The organism is Tanticharoenia sakaeratensis NBRC 103193, from assembly GCF_000963885.1.
Lineage (GTDB): Bacteria > Pseudomonadota > Alphaproteobacteria > Acetobacterales > Acetobacteraceae > Tanticharoenia > Tanticharoenia sakaeratensis.
In genome coordinates, this window is sequence record NZ_BALE01000017.1 from 33,088 (window position 1) to 52,049 (window position 18,962).

The window sequence follows — 18,962 nt, forward strand, 5'->3', positions numbered from 1 at the left end:
CACGATCCCGGGGCCGCCGACCAATGGGTTTCCATCCGGCGCCTTTCGCCGTCAGATAAGGGCATGCCGTGCGGGATCCGGTGCCATGGCGCCATTCACCGCGCGACAGACGATGCAACAACACGCCGGGCACACGCGATGCTTCTTCTGCAATTTGTCATGGCTGGATTGGCAAGTTTTTTCAGAGCTCGAAATATTGCGGGTGTCGCAGGCGTCACGATGCTGGCGATCATGGCGCCCGCCACGGCTCAGGCCACAAGCTGCTCGGACCTCGCGCATGTGGCCATACCCGACGCCACGTTCACGAAGGTGGAAACGGTCGACGCGGGTGCGTGGCAGATGCCGAAGGACCAGCTCAGCCGGATCATGTCGGCACCGGGCATGAACCTTGCGGGCCATGCGGCGTCGGATCGAAATGTCGCATTCTGTCGCGTTGCGGCGGTCCTGCATCCGTCGTCGGATTCACAAATCCGCGTCGAGGTCTGGCTTCCCTTGCAGAACTGGAATGGTAATTTCCTGGGCGTCGGCAATTTCGGCTGGGCCGGATCGCTGATGTATTACAGCATGGTGACGGGTGTCAGCGAAGGCTATGCGGTTGCCAGCACGGACACGGGCCATGACAGTTCGACCCCGGACGGACAGGGCGGCCGTTTCACGCTCGGGCATCCCGAAAAGCTGATCGATTATGCTTATCGCGCCGATCATCTGATGACGGAAGCGGGCAAGACTCTGGTACGCTCGTTCTACGGCCGCGCCGTCTCCCATGCCTACTGGATCGGATGTTCGCTCGGTGGTCTGGAAGGGCTGATCGAAGCGAAACGCTATCCGCTGGATTACGACGGCATTGTCGCGGGCGCACCGCCGAACCCGATCGTGAATTTCAATGCGGAGCAGCTCTGGGCCGGCTGGATGAGTTATCATGACCCGGCGCTCAGGGTCTCCCGCGACAAGTTCCAGCTTCTGAACCGGGCTGTCATGGCAGCCTGCGCGACAGCCGTCGGCCGGACACAAGGATTTCTCGATGAGCCGGATACGTGCACCTTCGAGCCGCGCCAGCTTCTGTGCAAGGGGCGCGACAGCGCTGACTGTCTGACGGCATCCGAGGTGCAGGCGGCCGAGGCCATCTAGCGCGGGCCGGTCAATCCACGAACTCGTCAGGTGATCTTTCCCGGGCCGGCGAAGGGGAGTGAGGATGGCTTCTCCGCCGACGGCCGTGCGTTCCCGGTCGCACTGGACCTGTTCAAATATGCGGCGTTCCAGAACCCCGGCTGGGACTGGACGACGCTGAACTGGGATACGGATGTTGCAAAGGCCACGGCAAAGCTCGGCCCGCTGCTGCATGTCGACGACGATCTGACGCCGTTCTTCCGTCATGGCGGCAAGCTGCTGATGTATATCGGCTGGAACGACGGCCATAATCCCGAAGAACTCATCGGGTATTATCGGTCCCTGATGAGGCGCGCGGGCCCCTGCATCACGGAGCGATATGCGCCTCATCACCATTCCGGGAATGGCGCACTGCTATGGCGGCGCCGGATGCGATACATTCAGCAAGCTCGACGCGATCAATGACTGGGTCAGTCGCAGCCGGCCGCCCGAGCGGATCGTGGCGTCGCGGATAGGCAACGGCCAAACCGTCCGCTCCCGGCCCTTGTGCGCCTATCCCGCCGTGGCGCGCTATGACGGGCATGGTGACATGGATGCGGCTGCCAGTTTTACCTGCGTGCCGGTGCCCGGACAGGTCTCCGAGAAGTGAAACTTTTTGCGGCGCAGAACTCCTAAGACGGGATAGCCGAATTTCAGAGGAGGCCGGCCCTGCCGGAAAACAGTCCGTAATGTCTCAGTCGCCTGTCAGGTCTTCTCCGGAGCTGCCCTCGCAGGTGGTGGAACAACTCGAACAATATTCGCCCCTTATCGCGTTCATCATGGCGATCGCGACATTCATGCAGAACCTCGATGGCGCGATCATCAACACGTCGCTGCCGGCGATGGCCCGGTCGTTCGGCGTCAGGACGCTGGACCTGTCGCTGGGCGTTACCGCCTACATGCTGGCATCCGCTGCCGTCTCGCCGATTTCCGCGTGGCTTGCCATGAAGTTCGGCGAAAAGCGCGTGATGTGGATGGCGATCCTGCTGTTCACGCTGTCGTCGTTTCTCTGCGGCATCGCGCAGGGGCTCGCGGAATTCGTCTGCGCGCGGATCGGGCAGGGGCTGGCGGGCGCCGTGATGATGCCGGTGGGGACGTCGATCATCCTGCGATACACGCCCAAGGGCGACCTGATGAAAGCACAGTCGGTCACTGTCTGGCCGGCTCTGACGGCGCCCATCATCGGCCCTGTTCTGGGTGGGTATCTGACGCAGACGGTCGGATGGCGCTGGAATTTCTGGCTCAATATCCCGGTTGGCCTGATCGCGGTTCTGGCTGTCCTGCGGGCCGTGCCGTCGGAGCCGCCCGAGGGTGCGTCGCGTCTGGATATCAAGGGTCTTGCCCTGTGTGCCGTCGGCCTGACCTGTCTGCTCTCCGGCTTCCAGCGCTCGGCGGAGAGCGGTGTAGAGCGTATTGTGGCGTTTGGCCTGATGATCGTGGGTGCGATCATGGGCACGCTGGCCGTTCGTCATCTGCAGCGTCATCCCACACCCATCCTGTCGCTTGAGCCCCTGAAGCGGGCGAGCCTTCGCTATTCCTCGCTGTATCCGGGCCTTTTGTTCCGTGGCGTGTTTTCGTCCGCCCCGTTCCTGCTGCCGTTGTTCTTCCAGTTGGGTTTCGGTTTCTCTCCGGCGCGGGCCGGCACGTGGCTTCTGGCCTATTTCTGCGCCAATCTCGGCATCAAGCCGTTCACGTCCCGGATCATCCGATGGGGCGGTTTCCGGAACGTGCTGTTCTTCAACGGCTTCCTGGTCGCCCTGTCCCTGGTGCCGTTCGTTTTCATGACGCCGCAGACGCCGGATGTCCTGCTCGCCCTTGCGCTCGCTTTCGCGGGCATGACGCGATCCATGCAGCTGACGAGCCTGTCCACGGTCGCCTTTGCCGATGTGCAGGGGCAGGAGCGCAGCCGGGCTGCCAGCGTCATGTCCATCCTCGGGCAGACGGGCTCCACGGCCGGCGTCGCATTCACGGCATTCTGTCTGGCCACGCTGGAATCGCTGCATGGGCGCACGGCCGTCGGTCTGGCCGACCTTCACATCGTGTTTCTGATCACGGCACTTATCGTTGTGATCGGAACGGCGGGTTTCAGCAGGATGCCGGCAGATCTCGGCCAGGAGGTGTCCGGTCACATGCGACGCAACCCGCTGCAGGCCAGATGACGCTGATCGTTTTCGCGCGCTGACGCATCGCGCAGGCGCCTGACGGCCGCCGAGAACGAGTGGCGTGTAACCGCGTTGCCGGAGCAGACCGATTGCCATCACGGAGTCTGCATCATGGCCGACTATGAGCTTTACTACTGGTCCGTCCCGTTTCGGGGTCAGTTCGTGCGTGCGGTACTGGTTCATGCGGAACGGACTTGGGTGGAAGCCGGCGACGGCGCGATCTCCGGCCTGATGGAAGGTGCGGTTTCAGACATGCCGGTGCCGTTCATGGGGCCGCCGCTTCTGATCGACCGGAAGGCGAAACTCGCGATCTCACAGACGCCAACCATTATTCTGTATCTGGGAGAGACGCTCGATCTTCTGCCGGCAACGCCCGGCCTGCGTGCGCTCACCATGAAGATCGTGGCCGACGCGAACGATGTGATTGATGACATCACGCTGGATGGCGGGCGCGAGATGTGGACGGAGAAACGCTGGCAGGATTTTGTCCCGCGCCTGAAAAAATGGATGTCGCTTTGGGAGGAAACAGGGCGGCGGCACGGCCTGACGGCCGAGGCAGGTTATCTGCTTGGCGAGACGGCGCCCGGCATCGCCGACGTCGTGACGGCGACGCTGTGGTCGACCATGACGGAGCGGTTCGAGGCAATTGCGCACATTCTGGAAGAGACCGCCCCGCTGACGGCGGCGTTGTCCCGCAGGATCAGTCAGTTGCCGCCACTGGCCGCGCTCTCTGCCCGGGCACGCAAGGACTACGGCGACGCCTATTGCGGCGGCCAGATCGAGGCGTCCCTGCGCAAGGTGCTGAAGGCCTGAAGCGTTCGATGGCGTTGGAAGCCGATGTATCGCAAATGAGGTCGCTGAACGCGCAGAAGCGCGTCGGTCCGGACGATATCCGGCTTCGGTATTCGTTTTGTGGGGAATATCTTGGCGGACTCGAAAGGATTCGAACCTTCGACCTTCGCCTTCGGAGGGCGACGCTCTATCCAGCTGAGCTACGAGTCCGTTGCGCTGCTCTTAGCCAATCTGCGAGACGAGCGAAAGCCCTGTTTCGTGGCAATCGGCAACCGAGGGGCCGTAACCCGTATCACCATGGAGCTAGGGATCGCCAGCCATCCAGGCTGCGGCGGCAATGTCGCCGCCTGAGGGAAGGGGGACGTCCGGGTCTGTGATCCAAGCAATGACGTCGGCGGTGGCGACGGGGCGGTCGCGCAGAAGGAGATGATGGCCGCCGAGGATCAGGTCGTGACGCGCATGCGGCGTCTCACGCCATAGTCGGGCCATCGGCCCGGCCGGAACAAGCTGGTCGTGATCGCCATACAGGATCAGCATCGGTGCCGGCGCGCGAGGCACTGTGCGGCTCGCGTCATTCATCAGCCGCACGAGACCTGCGAGACTGTCGAGGCGGGCCGCATGCAGGGTCAGCGGATCGAAATAGAGGCGTCGCATGGCGGCGAGATTGTCGCTCGGCACGACATGCACGGGCAGATCCTCGCCCGTGAACGCCCAGTGCGGCGCAATCGAGGCCAGCGTGTTCACTACCGCCCGCGATCCCCAGTCGAAGGGCCAGATCGCGGGCGAGACGAGGATCGTGCCGGCAATCGGCGGTCTCGACCTTTGCGAATCGAGCATCAGCGCGATGGCGCCGCCCATGCTCTCACCCATGACATAGAGCGGCATGTCGGGCATCCGGGCGTGGATGAAGGCGGCCTCCTCGGAAGCGTCGCGCACCATGCGGGCGGCCGAGCTCCAGTCTCCGCGCAAGGGGGCCGCGCCAAACCCGCGCTGGTCGGGAGCGATGGTCGTGATCCCGGCGGCCGCCATGTGGGGCGCCGGCCATTCCCACGCATCGCGGCTGTCGCCGAATCCATGGAACGCCAGCACGACCGCATGAGGGGATCGGGCCTGCCAGACGCGCAGGGGAATAGGTGCGCCGTCGGACAGCGTGATGGTCATGCTTGGCGGCACCAAGGCGGCCTCATGGTCGCGCGGCAGCGGTTTCGGGCCGGTCTGGGCGGCGCAGGCGGACAGGATCGCGCTCAGGGCGCAGGCGATGGCCGCACGAATGCGCGGCCGCGCGCCTGCCTGCCGGGAGCGGGAAGTCACCGCATGTCTCATGCGCCGGTTTGAATGCGTGCGGAAACCCCGTATCATCAGACCGATCATGCGCTATTTCCCGAACGTCGCCAAAGTCCGCCCCCTCTCATGAGCAAGCCGCATCTGGTCCTTCTGGACGGGTCGGGGTTCATCTTCCGCGCGTTCCATGCCTTGCCGCCCATGAGCAATCCGGCCGGTGTGCCGGTGAATGCCGTGTTCGGCTTTACCAACATGCTCACGCGGCTGATGCGCGATCATGTCGGCACGCATCTGGCCTGTATCTTCGATGCGGGCCGCACGACGTTCCGCAACGATCTCTATCCCCGCTACAAGGCGCACCGGCCCGAGCCGCCGGAAGATCTGCGGCCGCAGTTCTCCCTGATCCGTGACGCGGCGAAGGCCTTCAATGTGCCGTCGATCGAGCTCGAGGGCTACGAGGCGGATGACCTGATCGCGACCTATGCGCGTGCGGTCGTCGAGGCCGGCGGCTGCTGCACGATCGTCTCGTCGGACAAGGACCTGATGCAGTTGGTGCGGCCGGGCGTCGAACTGCTCGATCCGATCAAGCAAAAACCGATCCGCGAGCCCGAGGTCATCGCCAAGTTCGGCGTGGCGCCCGAGCAGGTCATCGATGTGCAGGCCCTGATGGGCGATCCGACGGACAATGTCCCTGGCGTTCCGGGCATCGGGCCGAAAGGGGCGGCGACACTCGTTGCCGAGTTCGGCTCGCTCGATGCGATTCTGGAAGCGGCGCCCGGCATGAAGGCATCCAAGCGGCGCGATGCGCTGATCGCGCATGCCGAGGATGCCCGGATTTCACGCACGCTGGTGACGCTGGTGCAGGACGTGCCGCTGCCGACGCCGATCGAGGATCTGGGCGTGCGCGATCCGGAACCCGAAACGCTTCGGACGTGGCTGGACGAAATGGGATTCCACTCGACGATCCAGCGCATGGGACTTGGCGCGCTGGCGAGCAGGGCAAGGACCGACGGCACGCCACCGGCCACGGACGTCGTGGCTGCCGAAATCGAGGCCGGGTTCGGCCCTTACGAGACCGTGCTGAGTCTCGAAGCTCTCGATGGGTGGATTGCGAAGGCGCGCTCTGCGGGCGCGTTCGCGATCGATACCGAAACGGATGGTCTCAATCCGCGCCGCGCCAATCTGCTCGGGTTCTCCATGGCCACGGCCCCGGGCGAGGCGGCCTACGTGCCGCTGCGCCATGAAGGCACGCTGGAACACCCTGCTTCCGGGCAGCTGGAAGCGGCTGATGCGTTGGCCCGTCTGGCGCCTCTGCTCGCGGACCGGTCCGTCCTGAAGATCTTCCAGAATGCGAAGTTCGATCTGGCCGTGTTCGAACGCGCAGGCGTTCCGGATATCGCGCCGATCGACGATACGATGCTGATTTCCTATGCGCAGTCGGCCGGCGCGCACGGGCAGGGCATGGATGAGCTGTCGCGGCTGCATCTGGGCCATGACCCGATCAGCTACGACGCCGTGACGGGGACGGGGCGCGCGCGTATTCCGTTCGCGCAGGTGCCGCTGGATCGCGCAACAGAATATGCGGCCGAGGACGCGGATGTGACGCTGCGCCTGTGGCAGGCCCTGCGTCCATCGTTGCGCGTGAACAAGGCGCTGGCGCTGTATGAGGACATGGAGCGTCCGCTGATCGGCGTGCTCGCGGGCATGGAATCGCTCGGCGTGCGCGTGGATGCGGTCGAGCTGCGACGGATGTCGGCCGATTTCGGACAGCGCATGGCAGCGCTGGAGACGGAAATTCACGCGCTGGCCGGGCGGAGTTTCAATCTCGGCTCGCCCAAGCAGCTTGGCGAGATCCTGTTCGACGAAATGGGGCTGACTGGCGGCAAGCGAATGAAATCCGGTGCCTGGGGCACGGATTCGTCGGTTCTGCAGGAACTGGCCGATCAGGGACATGATCTGCCGAGCCGCATCCTCGCCTGGCGCCAGATCGCGAAGCTGAAATCGACGTACGCCGACGCGCTGGTCGAGCAGATGGATCCGGGCTCGGGCCGCGTGCACACGTCGTTCCAGATGGCGGTCACGTCCACCGGCCGCCTGTCGTCGAACGACCCCAATCTGCAGAACATTCCGATCCGGACCGAAGAAGGCGGGCGGATCCGGCGTGCTTTCGTCGCGGCAGAAGGCTACACGCTGCTGTCGGCGGATTACTCCCAGATCGAACTTCGGCTGCTGGCCCATGTCGCCGATCTTCCCGCACTGCGGGATGCGTTCGAGAAGGGGCAGGACATTCATGCCCGTACGGCGTCCGAGGTGTTCGGTATCCCGATCGAGGGCATGGATTCCCTGACGCGGCGTCGGGCGAAGGCGATCAATTTCGGTATCATCTACGGCATCTCGGCCTTCGGGCTCGCGCGCCAGCTCGGCGTGCCGCAGATCGAGGCACGACGGTATATCGATGCGTATTTCGCCCGCTATCCCGGTATTCGCGATTACATGGAACGCACGCGTGACCAAGCGCGGGCGCACGGCTTCGTCACAACGCCGTTCGGGCGCCGCTGCTACGTGCCGGGCATCAACGAGAAGAATGGCGCCCGTCGCTCCTATGCCGAACGGCAGGCGATCAATGCGCCGCTGCAGGGCGGGGCTGCGGATATCATCAAGCGCGCGATGGTGCGTCTGGCCCGCAAATTGCCGGATACCGGCATGGATGCGCGCATGCTGTTGCAGGTGCATGACGAATTGCTGTTCGAGGTGAGACCGGACGCGGTAGAGGATTTCGCGCGTCTGGTTCGCAACGAAATGGAAACGGCGGCGACCCTGAGCGTCCCGCTGGTGGTGGAGACGGGCATCGGGCCGAACTGGGCCGAGGCGCACTGAAGGATGATGGCGCAATGACGCAGCAAGCCCATATGAAGAAGCCACCACGGCTGGGGTGGATCGCCATCGGCGTTGCCGCTGTGGCCGGCATGTTCGGCTTTGCCGGATTTGAGGTCGCGCAGCACACCGGACCGAGCGTGTCGTCCAACGGCAACGAGGTCGGCGGGACGTTCCGCCTGATGGATCTCGGCGGCGAGGGTACTGTCACCGAAGGCGACCTGCGCGGGCGCTGGCTGCTGATGTGGTTTGCTGATGCGTCCTGCCCGACGGAGCGGTGTGCGCCCGTCTATCGCGCGATGAGCGATGCTGCGGCGAAATTCCACGGACAGGCACATGTCGCCCCCGTGGTGGTGACGCTCAATCCCATGGAGGACGACAGCAATGCCCGGCGCGACGCGATCCTGAAATACGGATCGCGCCTGATCGTGCTGACCGGCTCGCCTGCGGAAGTCTACGCCGTGGCGCAGGAATTCCATGCAGGCGTGCACAAGATTCCGCTCGGGCAGAACTCGTTCCGCATGGGCCCGGAGCCTGACCGCATCGTCATCATGGATCCGGTTGGCGCCTATGCCGGGACGATCGACACGACCGCCACGTCAGACCAGATCGTTGCGCGCCTGGAGGCGCTTTCGAAGTCGCAATGAGTGTGCTGCGTGCCGTCGCCGCGGGCGTTCTCCTTTCATGGACGGCCGGCGCGTGGGCGGCCGATCCGGCCTCGGCCGCCTATGACGCAACCGGCGAGACGCGCGGCAGTCCGCATCGCGGCGGCACGCTGAGGCTCACGGCCGATGGATCGGCCGGGACGCTCGATCCGCAGATCAACTACAACACGCAATACATGCAGCTGTTTTCCTGCGTGTACGATCAGCTCGTGACCTATCGCAAGGCGCGGGGCCGTGATGGTGATACGATCGTGCCCGACCTTGTCGAGGCGCTGCCGACCGTCAGCCCGGATGGTCTGACATGGACCATGCGCCTGCGGCCGAACGTGCTCTTTTCGGACGGGCGGACGCTGCGCGCCCAGGATGTCGTGGCGTCATTCCGGCGGATATTTAAAGTCGGCAGCCCGACGGCCAAGACCTATTACGGCGCGATTGCAGGGGCCGATGCCTGTCTCGATCACCCGGGCACATGCACGTTGCCGGGCGTCGAAGGAGATGATGCGACAGGCGCGATCACCATCCGCCTGTCACGTCCGGACGGCGAATTTCTGCAGAAGCTGAGCTTCCCGCACGCGACGATCCTGCCTGCCGATACGCCCACGCATGATCTGGGGAATACGCCTGCACCGACCACCGGCCCGTATCGCATCGTCTCGTATGACCCGAACGCGGGCATGATGCTGGATCGCAATCCCCATTTTCATGTCTTCAGCGCGCATGCGCAGCCTGACGGTTTCGTCGATGCGATCGACTATCGCTTCGGCCTGTCCGACGAGGCGCAGGTGAGTGCGGTCGAACGCGGTGTGTTCGACTGGATGCTCGATCCGAAACCCGCCGACCGTCTGGGGGAACTTGGCGCCGAACATACCGCACAGACCCATATCGAGCGCCTGTTCGGCATGTATTATCTGTCAATGAACATGCACGAAAAGCCGTTCACCTCGGCTCTCGTGCGACAGGCGGTGAACGACGCCGTGGACCGCCATGTCATGACGATCCTGGCGGGTGGTGGTGCGATTGCCGATCCGCTGTGTCAGATGGTGCCAGCGGGGCTGCCCGGCTCGGATGCGCCTTGTTTCTATGGCCGCGACGCCAGTCTCGAGCACCCCCGCGCCGCCTGGGCAGGTCCGGACATGGCGCGTGCACGCGGCCTGATCGCACGAAGCGGAGAGGCGGGCGCGCACATCACCCTCGTCGTGTCCAACCGGGCATCGGAACTGAACATGGGCGTGTATATCAGGAATCTTCTGCAATCTCTGGGATTCGTCGTGGATGTGCGTCCGGTCTCGGAAGCCCTGGTGCTCAGCTACACGCAGAATTCCGGCAATCACATCCAGATCAGCCTCGCGCGGTGGTTCGCGGATTATCCGTCCGCCTCGAACTTTCTCGACGATCTTTTCGGATGCGAGAATTTCGTGCCGAATTCGGACGCGTCGGTGAATTCGTCCGGATTCTGTGATGCGCACGCTCAGGATCTGATGACGCGCGCGAGCCTGGAGCACGATCCGGCACGATCGGCAGCGCTTTGGGCGGACGCAAACGCAGCGATCATGCGCGCGGCACCGGCCGCGCCGCTCATCCAGATGCACCTGGTGGACCTCGTTTCCGCGCGGCTTGGAAATTATTTCTACACCGATCTCTATCACATGTTGTTTTCGGGCGTGTGGGTGCAATGAGCGCATGGCGCGCCCTTGTGCGGCGGCTGGATGCGCGGATCGCAGCCAGCGTGCTCGCCGTCATGGTCGTCGCCTGTCTGGCGGCCCCACTTTATGCTGCCTGTGTCGCACGGACCGATCCATTCATGTCCAATATCGGCGGCAGTTTTTCCGAACATGGCGTCACGCGCGATATCATGCAGCCGGATGACAATCCGCTGCATCTGGGGCTGACGCCGATCGGCCCGCAATGGCACGCGCAGTATCTGCTGGGCGCGGACGGGCAGGGACGGGATGTCGCAACGCGCGTGCTCTACGGCGGGCGATCCTCGCTCCTGATCGCGGCGGCCAGTGCGGCCCTGTGCATGCTGGGCGCCAGTATTCTCGGGATCTGTGCCGGATATTTCGGCGGATGGACCGACACGCTGATCTCGCGTCTGCTCGATATCTTCTGGGCGGTGCCGGTCTATCTGTTCGCGATCTCGATTTCGATCGTCACCATCAGCCATGCCCTGCGCATCGGCCCCTTCAGCATCGCTGCCGACAATCTGCTGCTGCCGATCGGCATTATCGCGACCGTCTACCTGCCATATGCCGCCCGTCCCATCCGGGCGCGGGCGCGGTCGATCGCGCGCACCGATTACGTGCTTGCCGCGCGCGGCTATGGCGCGTCGCACAGTCGCGTCATCCTGCGTGAGGTGCTGCCCAATCTGTGGGACCTGATCGTGACATTGGCGCCGCTGGTCATCGCGCTGACGCTGCTGGCGGAATCGGCGCTGTCGTTCCTGTCGCTGGGCGTGCAGGCGCCGGCGGCGTCCTGGGGCACCATCATTCTGGACGGGGAAGGGCTGCTGTATCGCAGGCCGGCGATTGCGATCGCTCCCGGTATCGCCATCGTCACGGTCGTGCTGTGCCTCAACGTGCTGGGCGACGCACTGCGCGCCGTGCTCGATCCGAAAGCCGGGGGCCGCGTCTGATGCGCAGCGTGGCACTGCGTCTCGGGCAGGGGGCCTGCGTGCTGGTCGGCATCTCGATGCTGGTCTTCGCGGTCTTTTTCGCGACCCCCGGCGCCGATCCGACCGCGCGGATTGCCGGGCGTGGGGCCAGCCCCCAGATTCTGGCCCGCATCCGTCACGATTACGGTTTCGATCGCGCGCTGCCGGTCCAGTACATCCGCATGATGGACAAGCTGTTCGTTGCCCGCGACCTGACCTCGTTCGTCGATCATGGAGAACGGGTCGTGCCGGAAGTCTTCGCGGCTGCTCCCGTCACGCTCAGTCTCGTGGGCGGGGCTGCGATCATCTGGGTCGGATTGTCCGTGCTGATCGGTGTCGTGTGTGCGCTGTGGCCGAACGGCATTGTCGACCGGGTGCTGATGGGGCTGTCGGTGCTTCTGCTGTCGATCCCGGTCTTCTGGCTGGGCGAGGTCGTGAACCTTGTGACGCAGAGCCGCTACCACGACACGATGCTGTTCTCGTGGGTGCCGCCGCTTGGTTACGTGCCGTTTCTGCAGAGCCCGTCAGGATGGTTTCGATCCCTGCTGCTGCCGTGGCTGGTGTTGTCGAGCAGTTTCGCAGGCCTGTATGCGCGGGTTCTGCGTGCCGAACTCATGGCGGCTTCCGGCGAGGACTATATGCGCACGGCGCGTGCCAAGGGTCTCTCGCCGCTGCGGATCATGCTCAACCATGGCCTGCGGATGTCCTGGCTCGGCTTCGTGTCGCTGTTCGGGCTCGACGTGGCCCAGCTTATCGGGGGCGGTGCCCTTCTGACGGAAGTCGTGTTCGCCCTGCCGGGTGTCGGGCATCTGACGTATCGGGCGCTGACCGATCTCGATCTGCCGCTTATCATGGCGACGGTCCTGTATTCGGCGGCCTTCGTGGTGATCGCGAACGCGCTGGTCGATCTCGTCTATCTGGCGCTCGATCCACGCCTTCGGACCGGCACGCGGCATGGCTGAGCCCATTCTCCAGGTCCGGGATCTGTGCGTGCGGCTGTCCGGCCGGCTGATCCTCGATCATGTGTCGTTCGACGTGCTGCGCGGTCGCACGCTTGGCGTGGTCGGTGAATCCGGATCGGGCAAGAGCGTGACCGCATCGGCTCTGATGGGCCTGGTTCCGATCGCGTCGGGATCAGTGAAGTTCGGCAGCCGTGAGGTTGCGGGTCTTTCCGAACGCGCATGGCGCGCGCTTCGCGGGCGACAGATCGCCATGGTGTTTCAGGACCCGATGAGCGCGTTTCTGCCGGTGCGCAGCGTCGGTGCGCAGATCGACGAGCAGATCCGTGCCCATGAGCGGCTGTCGCGTACGGATGCACGCGCACGGACCGTGCAGCTCCTGCAGCGCATGGAAGTGCCGGACGCCGCGCAGATGGCGCGTCGCTATCCGCACCAGCTCTCGGGCGGGCTGCGCCAGCGCGCGATGATCGCCATGGCGCTGTCCTGTCGTCCCGATCTGCTGATCGCCGATGAACCGACGACAGCGCTCGATGTCACGGTTCAGGCACAGATTCTCGCACTCCTGCGCGAGGTCTCGCAGCGCGATGCGGGTGTCATGCTGATCACGCACGATATGGGCGTGGTCGCGCAGAGCTGCGCCGATGTCGTCGTCATGTATGCGGGTGTCATCGTGGAACGCGGATCGGTCGAGACGATCCTGCAAGCACCGTTGCATCCCTATACCCAGGCGCTGATGGCCGCGACGCCCGAGATCGACGGTCCGCGGCCAGCCCGGCTGGCGACCATTCCCGGTCAGCCGCCAAGTCCTGCATCCCGGCCGCAAGGCTGCGTCTTTCAGCCACGATGCGGCTATGCGCATGAGGCCTGTGGCCGCCGGCCGCCGCTGCGCTCCCATGCCGGGCGGGATGTCGCGTGCGTCCTGTATGAGGGTGCGGCATGAAGCCGGTTCTCGACGCGCGGGACGTCTCGGTCCGTTATCATCTTCGTGGCCGACGGGTCCTGCAGGCGGTGGACGGCGTGTCCCTGTCGGTCATGCCCGGAGAGGCGCTGGCGCTGGTCGGCGAGTCAGGGTGCGGCAAGTCCACGCTCGGGCGGTGTCTCGTGCGCCTGCAGCGGCCGAGTTCGGGCGCGATCGCCATCGACGGCATCGATATCGCACGCATGTCGGAGCGCGCGCTGCGTCCCTACCGACGACGCATGCAGATGGTGTTTCAGGACTCGCAGGCAGCCCTGAACCCGCGCCGGACGGTCGCGGCAAGTCTTGCGGCACCCCTGCTCGCCCAGGGTGTGTCCCGAGCCGAAGCGGCAGCCCGCGTGGCAAAGCTGCTGGAGCTGGTCGGACTGCCCGAAGAGGCAGGCAGTCGCTTCCCGCATGCTTTTTCCGGAGGGCAGCGACAGCGGATCAATATTGCCCGCGCGCTGGCGCTCGACCCGGCGCTCGTCGTGGCGGACGAACCGGTCGCAGCCCTCGACGTGTCGGTTCAGGCGCAGATCATCAATCTGTTCTCGGACCTGCGGGCCCGGCTCGGGCTCGCGATGCTGTTCATTTCCCATGACCTCGCCGTCGTCCGGCAGCTCAGCGACCGGATGGCCGTGATGTATCTGGGATCGGTCGTCGAGGAGGGGCCGACGGAGGCCCTGCTTCGCATGCCCCGTCATCCCTACACGGCCGCGCTCATGGCTGCCGTGCCGACGCGGGACGGCGCAGCGCCCGCGGTTCTTGCAGGCGATGTGCCGAGCCCTCTCGACCCGCCATCCGGCTGTCGCTTCCACACGCGCTGCCCTTTTGTGCGTGAAAGATGCCGTAGCGAGCGTCCGGCACTTGTCGCAGACGTGGACGGTCGCACCACGGCCTGTCATTTCCCGATCCAGTCGTAATACCGGGGAAAAGCCACGCATTTCACGAGCTGTATCACGGTTAATTAACGAATAGGCCGCTAATAGTTCGGTAATTCATTAATTGACGAATTAATAATTACAATTGACGCCTATCAACATTGTGTTGCCGAAGAGCAGGTTGATACAGCGGTTTGACCATCAACAGGTGAAACCGGAGTGAAACAACATGCTGGAATTTAGCCTTCAGAGCTTTGGCATCTTTCAATCCGGTTTTATTGCCTCTCTCTGGCCATTCGGCGCATCGAGTTCTCACAATACACATGACATCTGGGGCTCGACTGTAATCGGCGGCTTCGGTGACTTCGGACATGGCGGCCAGAACGGTCATGGTGGCGGTCAGCCCGTTCCGGGCAATTGCTGGAACTGGGGCGGTTCATGGAATTGTGGCGGCTCCTTCGGCTGGGGCGACGACCACCGTGGCCATGATCACGGGAACCACCACGACCACCACCACGACCACCATCACGACAAGCCCGGTCACTGCGGCGGCGAGACGTGCTTCCTTGCCGGCGCGATGATCGAGACGCCCGAAGGAACCGTTGCGGTCGAAACGCTTCGTGCCGGTGACGAAGTGGTGGCGTATCGCGATGGCATGCCCGTCAGCGAGACGCTGGTCTGGGTCGGTCGCGCATCCATGGTGACGCACGGCGCTCCGTCCGATCGCAGTGGTCACGCTGTCCTGGTCCGCCGCGATGCAGTCGCACCGGGCATGCCGGATCGTGACCTGCGCGTTACGGCAGAGCATTGCTTCCTGTTCGACGGCCGGTTCGTGCCCGTCCGCCTGTTGGTCAACGGCACCACGATCGCCTTCGACGCCGATCTGGCCGAATACGAGTATTTCCATATCGAGACCGCGACGCACGCCGTCATCCGCGCCAACAACATGCTGACCGAGAGCTATCTCGATACCGGCAACCGGATGCTGTCGAACGCAGGTGACAATGTCGTGACGCTGCGCGGCCCGGCCCTGTCGTGGACGGCCGATGCCGCAGCACCGCTGGACACGTCCCGCGCTTTCGTCGAGCCGCTGCACGAGGCGATCCGGACCCGCGCCGCGACGCTCGGTTTCGTCGGCGCGTCCGACGTGATGACGACCGATGACGCCGATCTGCGTCTCGAGACGCAGGATGGTCGCGTGATCCGTCCGACGCGCGTCGTCAACGGTCGTGCGGTGTTCGCGCTGCCGGCCGGCGTCGAGAGCGTCGATGTCCTGTCCCGTGCGAGCCGTCCGTGCGATGCGATCGGTCCGTTCGTGGACGATCGCCGCGAGCTGGGCGTGCTGGTCGGCGCCGTCAAGCTGTTCGACTCGGACGCGACGAAGGCCACGTCCCTGCACCTCGAGGACGCGGGCCTTGCCGGCTGGCACGGTGTCGAAGCCCCGACGATGCGCTGGACGACGGGCCGTGCGACGCTCCCGCTGGGTGCCCGCGCGCCGCACGCTGTCGGCACGCTGGTGGTCGAGGTCGTCTCGGCCGGCCCGTATGTCGTGGAAGCCGACGCGGCGCCGCTCGCCTACGCCTGCTGATTGCCGACAAGATGACGCGCGATCCCGCTGAGGGTCGCGCGTCTTGCCTGATGGTCGAAGACGGGAGCTCCGACCATCAGCTCATCGGGCCGATGCCGCTCGATAAATGACGCGATCCGGTCTGTGACGCGTTCCGCCGTCCCCACGAATGTATATCGCAGCGTATGGTCGATCAGGCCTTGTTCGGGCGGTCCCCATGATACGGTCCGTGGCGCAGGGAAGGCCATCGGACGTCCGCGACGCAGCGCCACGAAATACTGCTGCAGCGATGTCGCGGCATGTTGCGCCTCGGCCTCCGTATCCCCGATGATCGCGTTGACGCCCACCATGGCGTAAGGCGCCGAGAGCCGGTCCGAAGGCTCGAATCTCTGTCGGTAGAGTGCCAGCGCGTCTTCCATCAGGTCCGGTGCGAAGTGGCTCGCGAATGCGAAGGGCAACCCCATGATGGCTGCCAGATGCGCCGAGAACAGCGACGATCCCAGCAGCCATACGGGGATATCGAGACCTGCTCCCGGCACGGCCACGACGCCCTGTCCAGGCACCGCCGCATCGAAATAATGAAGCAGCTCCGCCACGTCCTGCGGGAAGCGGTCAGCGGAGGCCGGATCGCGTCTCAGCGCGCGCATGGTCGCCTGATCGGAGCCCGGCGCGCGTCCGAGGCCCAAGTCGATCCGACCGGGATAGAGCGATTCCAGCGTGCCGAAGGCTTCCGCCACGGCGAGCGGCGCGTGGTTCGGCAGCATGATTCCGCCCGCGCCGACGCGGATCGTTTTCGTCGCGCCCGCGACATGCCCGATCACGACGGCGGTCGCCGCTGACGCGATTCCCGGCATCGCGTGATGCTCCGCCAGCCAGTAGCGTCGGAACCCGAGGGCCTCCGCGTGCCGCGCCAGATCGGCGCTGCGATGCAGGGCGTCGGCTGCGGTGCCGCCTTCGGTGATGAGAGAGAGATCAAGGACGGAAAGCGGGATCATGTCGTCTGCCGTGCTGTTGGTCGACCTACAGATGGGGCGATCGCATGCCCTGCGCCAGTCCGGCTCGCATGGCGTGCCGACGGCGTCCGGAACTGGATGGCAAATGGGAAGATGGGCAGGCGCAGATGCGTTGCGGGCGCGGGCCGAGGTCAATGGCGTTCATATATAAAGTGCGGGGGTCGACCCGCGCGGTCTGATCGCAGCACAAGGTGCCCTTCGGCTTTTTTCTTCTTGTGCATCATCATCGCACATTTGTGTTTGAGCATGCTGCGGTGAATGCATGGCACGCCGTGCGGGTGCGTTCTGCATCGTCCGCTTCATGGCGTCGGCTTTAGAGTATTCAGTCACCCATCAAGCCAGCAATGACCAGAAATGATCTAGGCTCCTTGGCGATCAGCAATGGCAGATCACCAACAGGCGGCGGACTGGCACGGGCGAGGCGCTTGAGGTCGAAAGCGGAAACTTCTCATGGTGGCATGAGGAACCAGCGCCTGTCCGACTGCGAAAGCCTTCGGGCCCAGCGAACCGCAAGATTATGCCAGGAGCATGCTTGTGGCGGCGGCTCCCAAGCCTTGGACCGGGCGCCATTAAATCCGCTCCGCCGTGCCTGCTACGGTCCGGCCGTCAACGGAGGCCGGACGCCCGATTTTCCCAACGTGTTACGCGGGATCTCCGTAGGCACATGGCCCGGCGGTCCTCCCGTGAAAGGATAGCGCCCTGCGGCGTTACAGGCCGCCGATATCGCGGCGATACACCGCGTCGGACCAGACGATGCGGCCCGCAGCCTCGTAGGCACGCGCGCGGGCCGTGGCGGCGTCAGGCGCCGTTGCGCTGACCGCCAGTACGCGACCGCCGGCCGCGACGAGCGTGCCGTTCGCATCCAGTGCCGTGCCGGCGTGGAAGACGCGCACGCCCGGCACGGCTTCGGCTTCCGCAATGCCGGAGATCGGGCCGCCCTTGATCGGCGCGTCAGGATAGCCCCGCGCGGCCAGGATGATCGAGATCGAGGCATCGTCGGAGAACGTGACGGGGGACGCTCCCAGCGTATCGGCCGCCAGATCGCGCAGTGCCGGAAGGAGGTCCGATGTCAGGCGCGGCAGGAGCGTCTCCGCTTCCGGATCGCCGAAACGGACATTGTATTCGATCAGTTTCGGACCTTCATCGGTCAGCATGGCGCCTGCGAAGATGACGCCGCGGAACGGCGTGCCGCGCTTCGCCATCTCGGCCAGCATCGGACGCACGAGGATGTCGAGCGCGTGCTCCTGTGCCGCGCGATCAAAGCCCGGCGGCGGGGAGATCGCGCCCATTCCGCCCGTGTTCGGGCCGGTGTCACCATCGCCCAGCCGCTTGTGATCGCGCGCAGCCCCGATGAGCGTGCAGTCCGTTCCGGCGCAGAAGGCGAACAGCGAAATCTCGGGGCCCATGAGGCATTCCTCGATCACGACCGAGGCGCCTGCGTCTCCGAACGATCCGTCCGTCAGCATCATGTCGATCGCGGCTTCGGCCTCTGCGACGGTCTGGGCCACGACGACACCCTTGCCCGCCGCGAGACCGTCCGCCTTGATGACGATCGGCGCGCCACGACGCTGCACGAACGTCTGCGCGGCACCTGCGTCCGTGAAACGCTCCCACCGGGCCGTCGGGATGCCGGCGGCGTCGCAGACTTCCTTGGTGAATGTCTTGCTGCCTTCGAGCTGCGCCGCGGCGCGACTGGGCCCGGCGCAGGGGATGCCGATCTCCGCGCAGGCATCGGCAAGACCCGCGACCAAGGGGGCTTCCGGGCCGGGGACCACCAGATCGATCGCATTGTCTTTCGCGAATGTCGCAAGTCCCGCGATATCCGTGACCGGGATCGGCACAAGCGTGCCCAACGCGGCCATCCCCGGATTTCCTGGTGCGATGAACAGGGCCGAGAGGTCCGGCGATCGTGCAAGGCTCGCCGCCAACGCATGTTCACGGCCCCCCGAGCCGACCAGAAGCACCCGCATGTTCCACCCTTCCGCTTTTCAGAGAGGCGCTCCCTAGCATAGGACTG

At 64.9% G+C, this 18,962-nt stretch carries 16 protein-coding genes and 1 tRNA gene; 13 read left to right on the plus strand and 4 right to left on the minus strand.

What is annotated here, in order from left to right; genetic code table 11:
• Nucleotides 1-219 precede the first annotated feature (219 nt).
• The 5 genes from B8446_RS16580 to B8446_RS07335 all read left to right on the plus strand — a co-directional run bounded on the left by B8446_RS16580 (nt 220) and on the right by B8446_RS07335 (nt 4,121).
• Nucleotides 220-1,128 (plus strand): tannase/feruloyl esterase family alpha/beta hydrolase, encoded by a 909-nt coding sequence (locus B8446_RS16580; RefSeq protein WP_241767686.1) that lies wholly within the window; start codon nt 220-222, stop codon nt 1,126-1,128.
• Nucleotides 1,129-1,158: 30 nt separating this feature from the next.
• Complete coding sequence (locus tag B8446_RS16585) at nt 1,159-1,572, plus strand: tannase/feruloyl esterase family alpha/beta hydrolase (protein WP_264921689.1); 414 nt, start codon at nt 1,159-1,161, stop codon at nt 1,570-1,572.
• On the plus strand, nt 1,511-1,756 hold the full coding sequence (locus B8446_RS16710) for a tannase/feruloyl esterase family alpha/beta hydrolase (protein WP_264921688.1): 246 nt from the start codon (nt 1,511-1,513) through the stop codon (nt 1,754-1,756). Before B8446_RS16585 ends, B8446_RS16710 begins: the two co-directional genes overlap by 62 nt.
• A gap of 79 nt (nt 1,757-1,835) precedes the next feature.
• Nucleotides 1,836-3,305: an MFS transporter gene (locus B8446_RS07330; protein ID WP_048848701.1), complete on the plus strand. Its 1,470-nt coding sequence runs from the start codon at nt 1,836-1,838 to the stop codon at nt 3,303-3,305.
• 114 nt (nt 3,306-3,419) lie between these two features.
• Nucleotides 3,420-4,121: a glutathione S-transferase gene (locus B8446_RS07335; RefSeq protein WP_048848702.1), complete on the plus strand. Its 702-nt coding sequence runs from the start codon at nt 3,420-3,422 to the stop codon at nt 4,119-4,121.
• Nucleotides 4,122-4,233: 112 nt separating this feature from the next.
• Here B8446_RS07335 and B8446_RS07340 read toward each other — a convergent pair.
• Nucleotides 4,234-4,310 (minus strand) — tRNA-Arg (locus B8446_RS07340).
• 93 nt (nt 4,311-4,403) lie between these two features.
• Nucleotides 4,404-5,411 (minus strand): alpha/beta fold hydrolase, encoded by a 1,008-nt coding sequence (locus tag B8446_RS07345; protein WP_158507536.1) that lies wholly within the window; start codon nt 5,409-5,411, stop codon nt 4,404-4,406.
• A gap of 99 nt (nt 5,412-5,510) precedes the next feature.
• Here B8446_RS07345 and polA point away from each other — a divergent pair, with 99 nt between their 5' ends.
• The 8 genes from polA to B8446_RS07385 all read left to right on the plus strand — a co-directional run bounded on the left by polA (nt 5,511) and on the right by B8446_RS07385 (nt 15,953).
• Nucleotides 5,511-8,258: a DNA polymerase I gene (gene polA, locus B8446_RS07350; RefSeq protein WP_048848703.1), complete on the plus strand. Its 2,748-nt coding sequence runs from the start codon at nt 5,511-5,513 to the stop codon at nt 8,256-8,258.
• 14 nt (nt 8,259-8,272) lie between these two features.
• Nucleotides 8,273-8,902, plus strand: coding sequence for an SCO family protein (locus tag B8446_RS07355; RefSeq protein WP_048848704.1), 630 nt, complete (start codon nt 8,273-8,275; stop codon nt 8,900-8,902).
• On the plus strand, nt 8,899-10,596 hold the full coding sequence (locus B8446_RS07360; protein ID WP_048848705.1) for an ABC transporter substrate-binding protein: 1,698 nt from the start codon (nt 8,899-8,901) through the stop codon (nt 10,594-10,596). The genes B8446_RS07355 and B8446_RS07360 overlap by 4 nt, the downstream gene beginning before the upstream one ends.
• Nucleotides 10,593-11,552, plus strand: a complete 960-nt coding sequence (locus B8446_RS07365) for an ABC transporter permease (protein WP_048848706.1) — start codon at nt 10,593-10,595, stop codon at nt 11,550-11,552. The genes B8446_RS07360 and B8446_RS07365 overlap by 4 nt, the downstream gene beginning before the upstream one ends.
• A complete protein-coding gene (locus B8446_RS07370) occupies nt 11,552-12,532 on the plus strand; it encodes an ABC transporter permease (protein ID WP_148505897.1) in 981 nt (326 codons plus the stop codon). Before B8446_RS07365 ends, B8446_RS07370 begins: the two co-directional genes overlap by 1 nt.
• The gene (locus tag B8446_RS07375; RefSeq protein WP_048848707.1) at nt 12,525-13,469 is read left to right on the plus strand and encodes an ABC transporter ATP-binding protein; all 945 of its coding nucleotides are present in this window, start codon (nt 12,525-12,527) and stop codon (nt 13,467-13,469) included. Before B8446_RS07370 ends, B8446_RS07375 begins: the two co-directional genes overlap by 8 nt.
• A complete protein-coding gene (locus B8446_RS07380; protein ID WP_048848708.1) occupies nt 13,466-14,407 on the plus strand; it encodes an ABC transporter ATP-binding protein in 942 nt (313 codons plus the stop codon). Before B8446_RS07375 ends, B8446_RS07380 begins: the two co-directional genes overlap by 4 nt.
• Nucleotides 14,408-14,594: 187 nt before the next feature.
• The gene (locus B8446_RS07385; protein WP_053053758.1) at nt 14,595-15,953 is read left to right on the plus strand and encodes a Hint domain-containing protein; all 1,359 of its coding nucleotides are present in this window, start codon (nt 14,595-14,597) and stop codon (nt 15,951-15,953) included.
• Here the strand turns inward: B8446_RS07385 and B8446_RS07390 are convergent.
• On the minus strand, nt 15,941-16,927 hold the full coding sequence (locus B8446_RS07390; protein ID WP_048848709.1) for an LLM class flavin-dependent oxidoreductase: 987 nt from the start codon (nt 16,925-16,927) through the stop codon (nt 15,941-15,943). The genes B8446_RS07385 and B8446_RS07390 overlap by 13 nt on opposite strands.
• Nucleotides 16,928-17,652: 725 nt before the next feature.
• Nucleotides 17,653-18,915 carry a phosphoribosylamine--glycine ligase gene (purD, locus tag B8446_RS07395; RefSeq protein ID WP_048848710.1) on the minus strand — a complete coding sequence of 421 codons (1,263 nt, stop codon included), beginning with the start codon at nt 18,913-18,915 and terminating at the stop codon, nt 17,653-17,655.
• Nucleotides 18,916-18,962 lie beyond the last annotated feature (47 nt).

Excerpts from the sequence above, each read along its gene's own strand:
- B8446_RS16580 (WP_241767686.1), top strand. The coding sequence starts at position 220 with ATGCTGGCGATCATGGCGCCCGCCACGGCTCAGGCCACAAGCTGCTCG.
- B8446_RS16710 (WP_264921688.1), top strand. The coding sequence starts at position 1,511 with ATGGCGCACTGCTATGGCGGCGCCGGATGCGATACATTCAGCAAGCTC.
- B8446_RS07330 (WP_048848701.1), top strand. The coding sequence starts at position 1,836 with ATGTCTCAGTCGCCTGTCAGGTCTTCTCCGGAGCTGCCCTCGCAGGTG.
- B8446_RS07335 (WP_048848702.1), top strand. The coding sequence starts at position 3,420 with ATGGCCGACTATGAGCTTTACTACTGGTCCGTCCCGTTTCGGGGTCAG.
- polA (WP_048848703.1), top strand. The coding sequence starts at position 5,511 with ATGAGCAAGCCGCATCTGGTCCTTCTGGACGGGTCGGGGTTCATCTTC.
- B8446_RS07355 (WP_048848704.1), top strand. The coding sequence starts at position 8,273 with ATGACGCAGCAAGCCCATATGAAGAAGCCACCACGGCTGGGGTGGATC.
- B8446_RS07360 (WP_048848705.1), top strand. The coding sequence starts at position 8,899 with ATGAGTGTGCTGCGTGCCGTCGCCGCGGGCGTTCTCCTTTCATGGACG.
- B8446_RS07365 (WP_048848706.1), top strand. The coding sequence starts at position 10,593 with ATGAGCGCATGGCGCGCCCTTGTGCGGCGGCTGGATGCGCGGATCGCA.
- B8446_RS07370 (WP_148505897.1), top strand. The coding sequence starts at position 11,552 with ATGCGCAGCGTGGCACTGCGTCTCGGGCAGGGGGCCTGCGTGCTGGTC.
- B8446_RS07375 (WP_048848707.1), top strand. The coding sequence starts at position 12,525 with ATGGCTGAGCCCATTCTCCAGGTCCGGGATCTGTGCGTGCGGCTGTCC.
- B8446_RS07380 (WP_048848708.1), top strand. The coding sequence starts at position 13,466 with ATGAAGCCGGTTCTCGACGCGCGGGACGTCTCGGTCCGTTATCATCTT.
- B8446_RS07385 (WP_053053758.1), top strand. The coding sequence starts at position 14,595 with ATGCTGGAATTTAGCCTTCAGAGCTTTGGCATCTTTCAATCCGGTTTT.
- B8446_RS07390 (WP_048848709.1), bottom strand. The coding sequence starts at position 16,927 with ATGATCCCGCTTTCCGTCCTTGATCTCTCTCTCATCACCGAAGGCGGC.
- purD (WP_048848710.1), bottom strand. The coding sequence starts at position 18,915 with ATGCGGGTGCTTCTGGTCGGCTCGGGGGGCCGTGAACATGCGTTGGCG.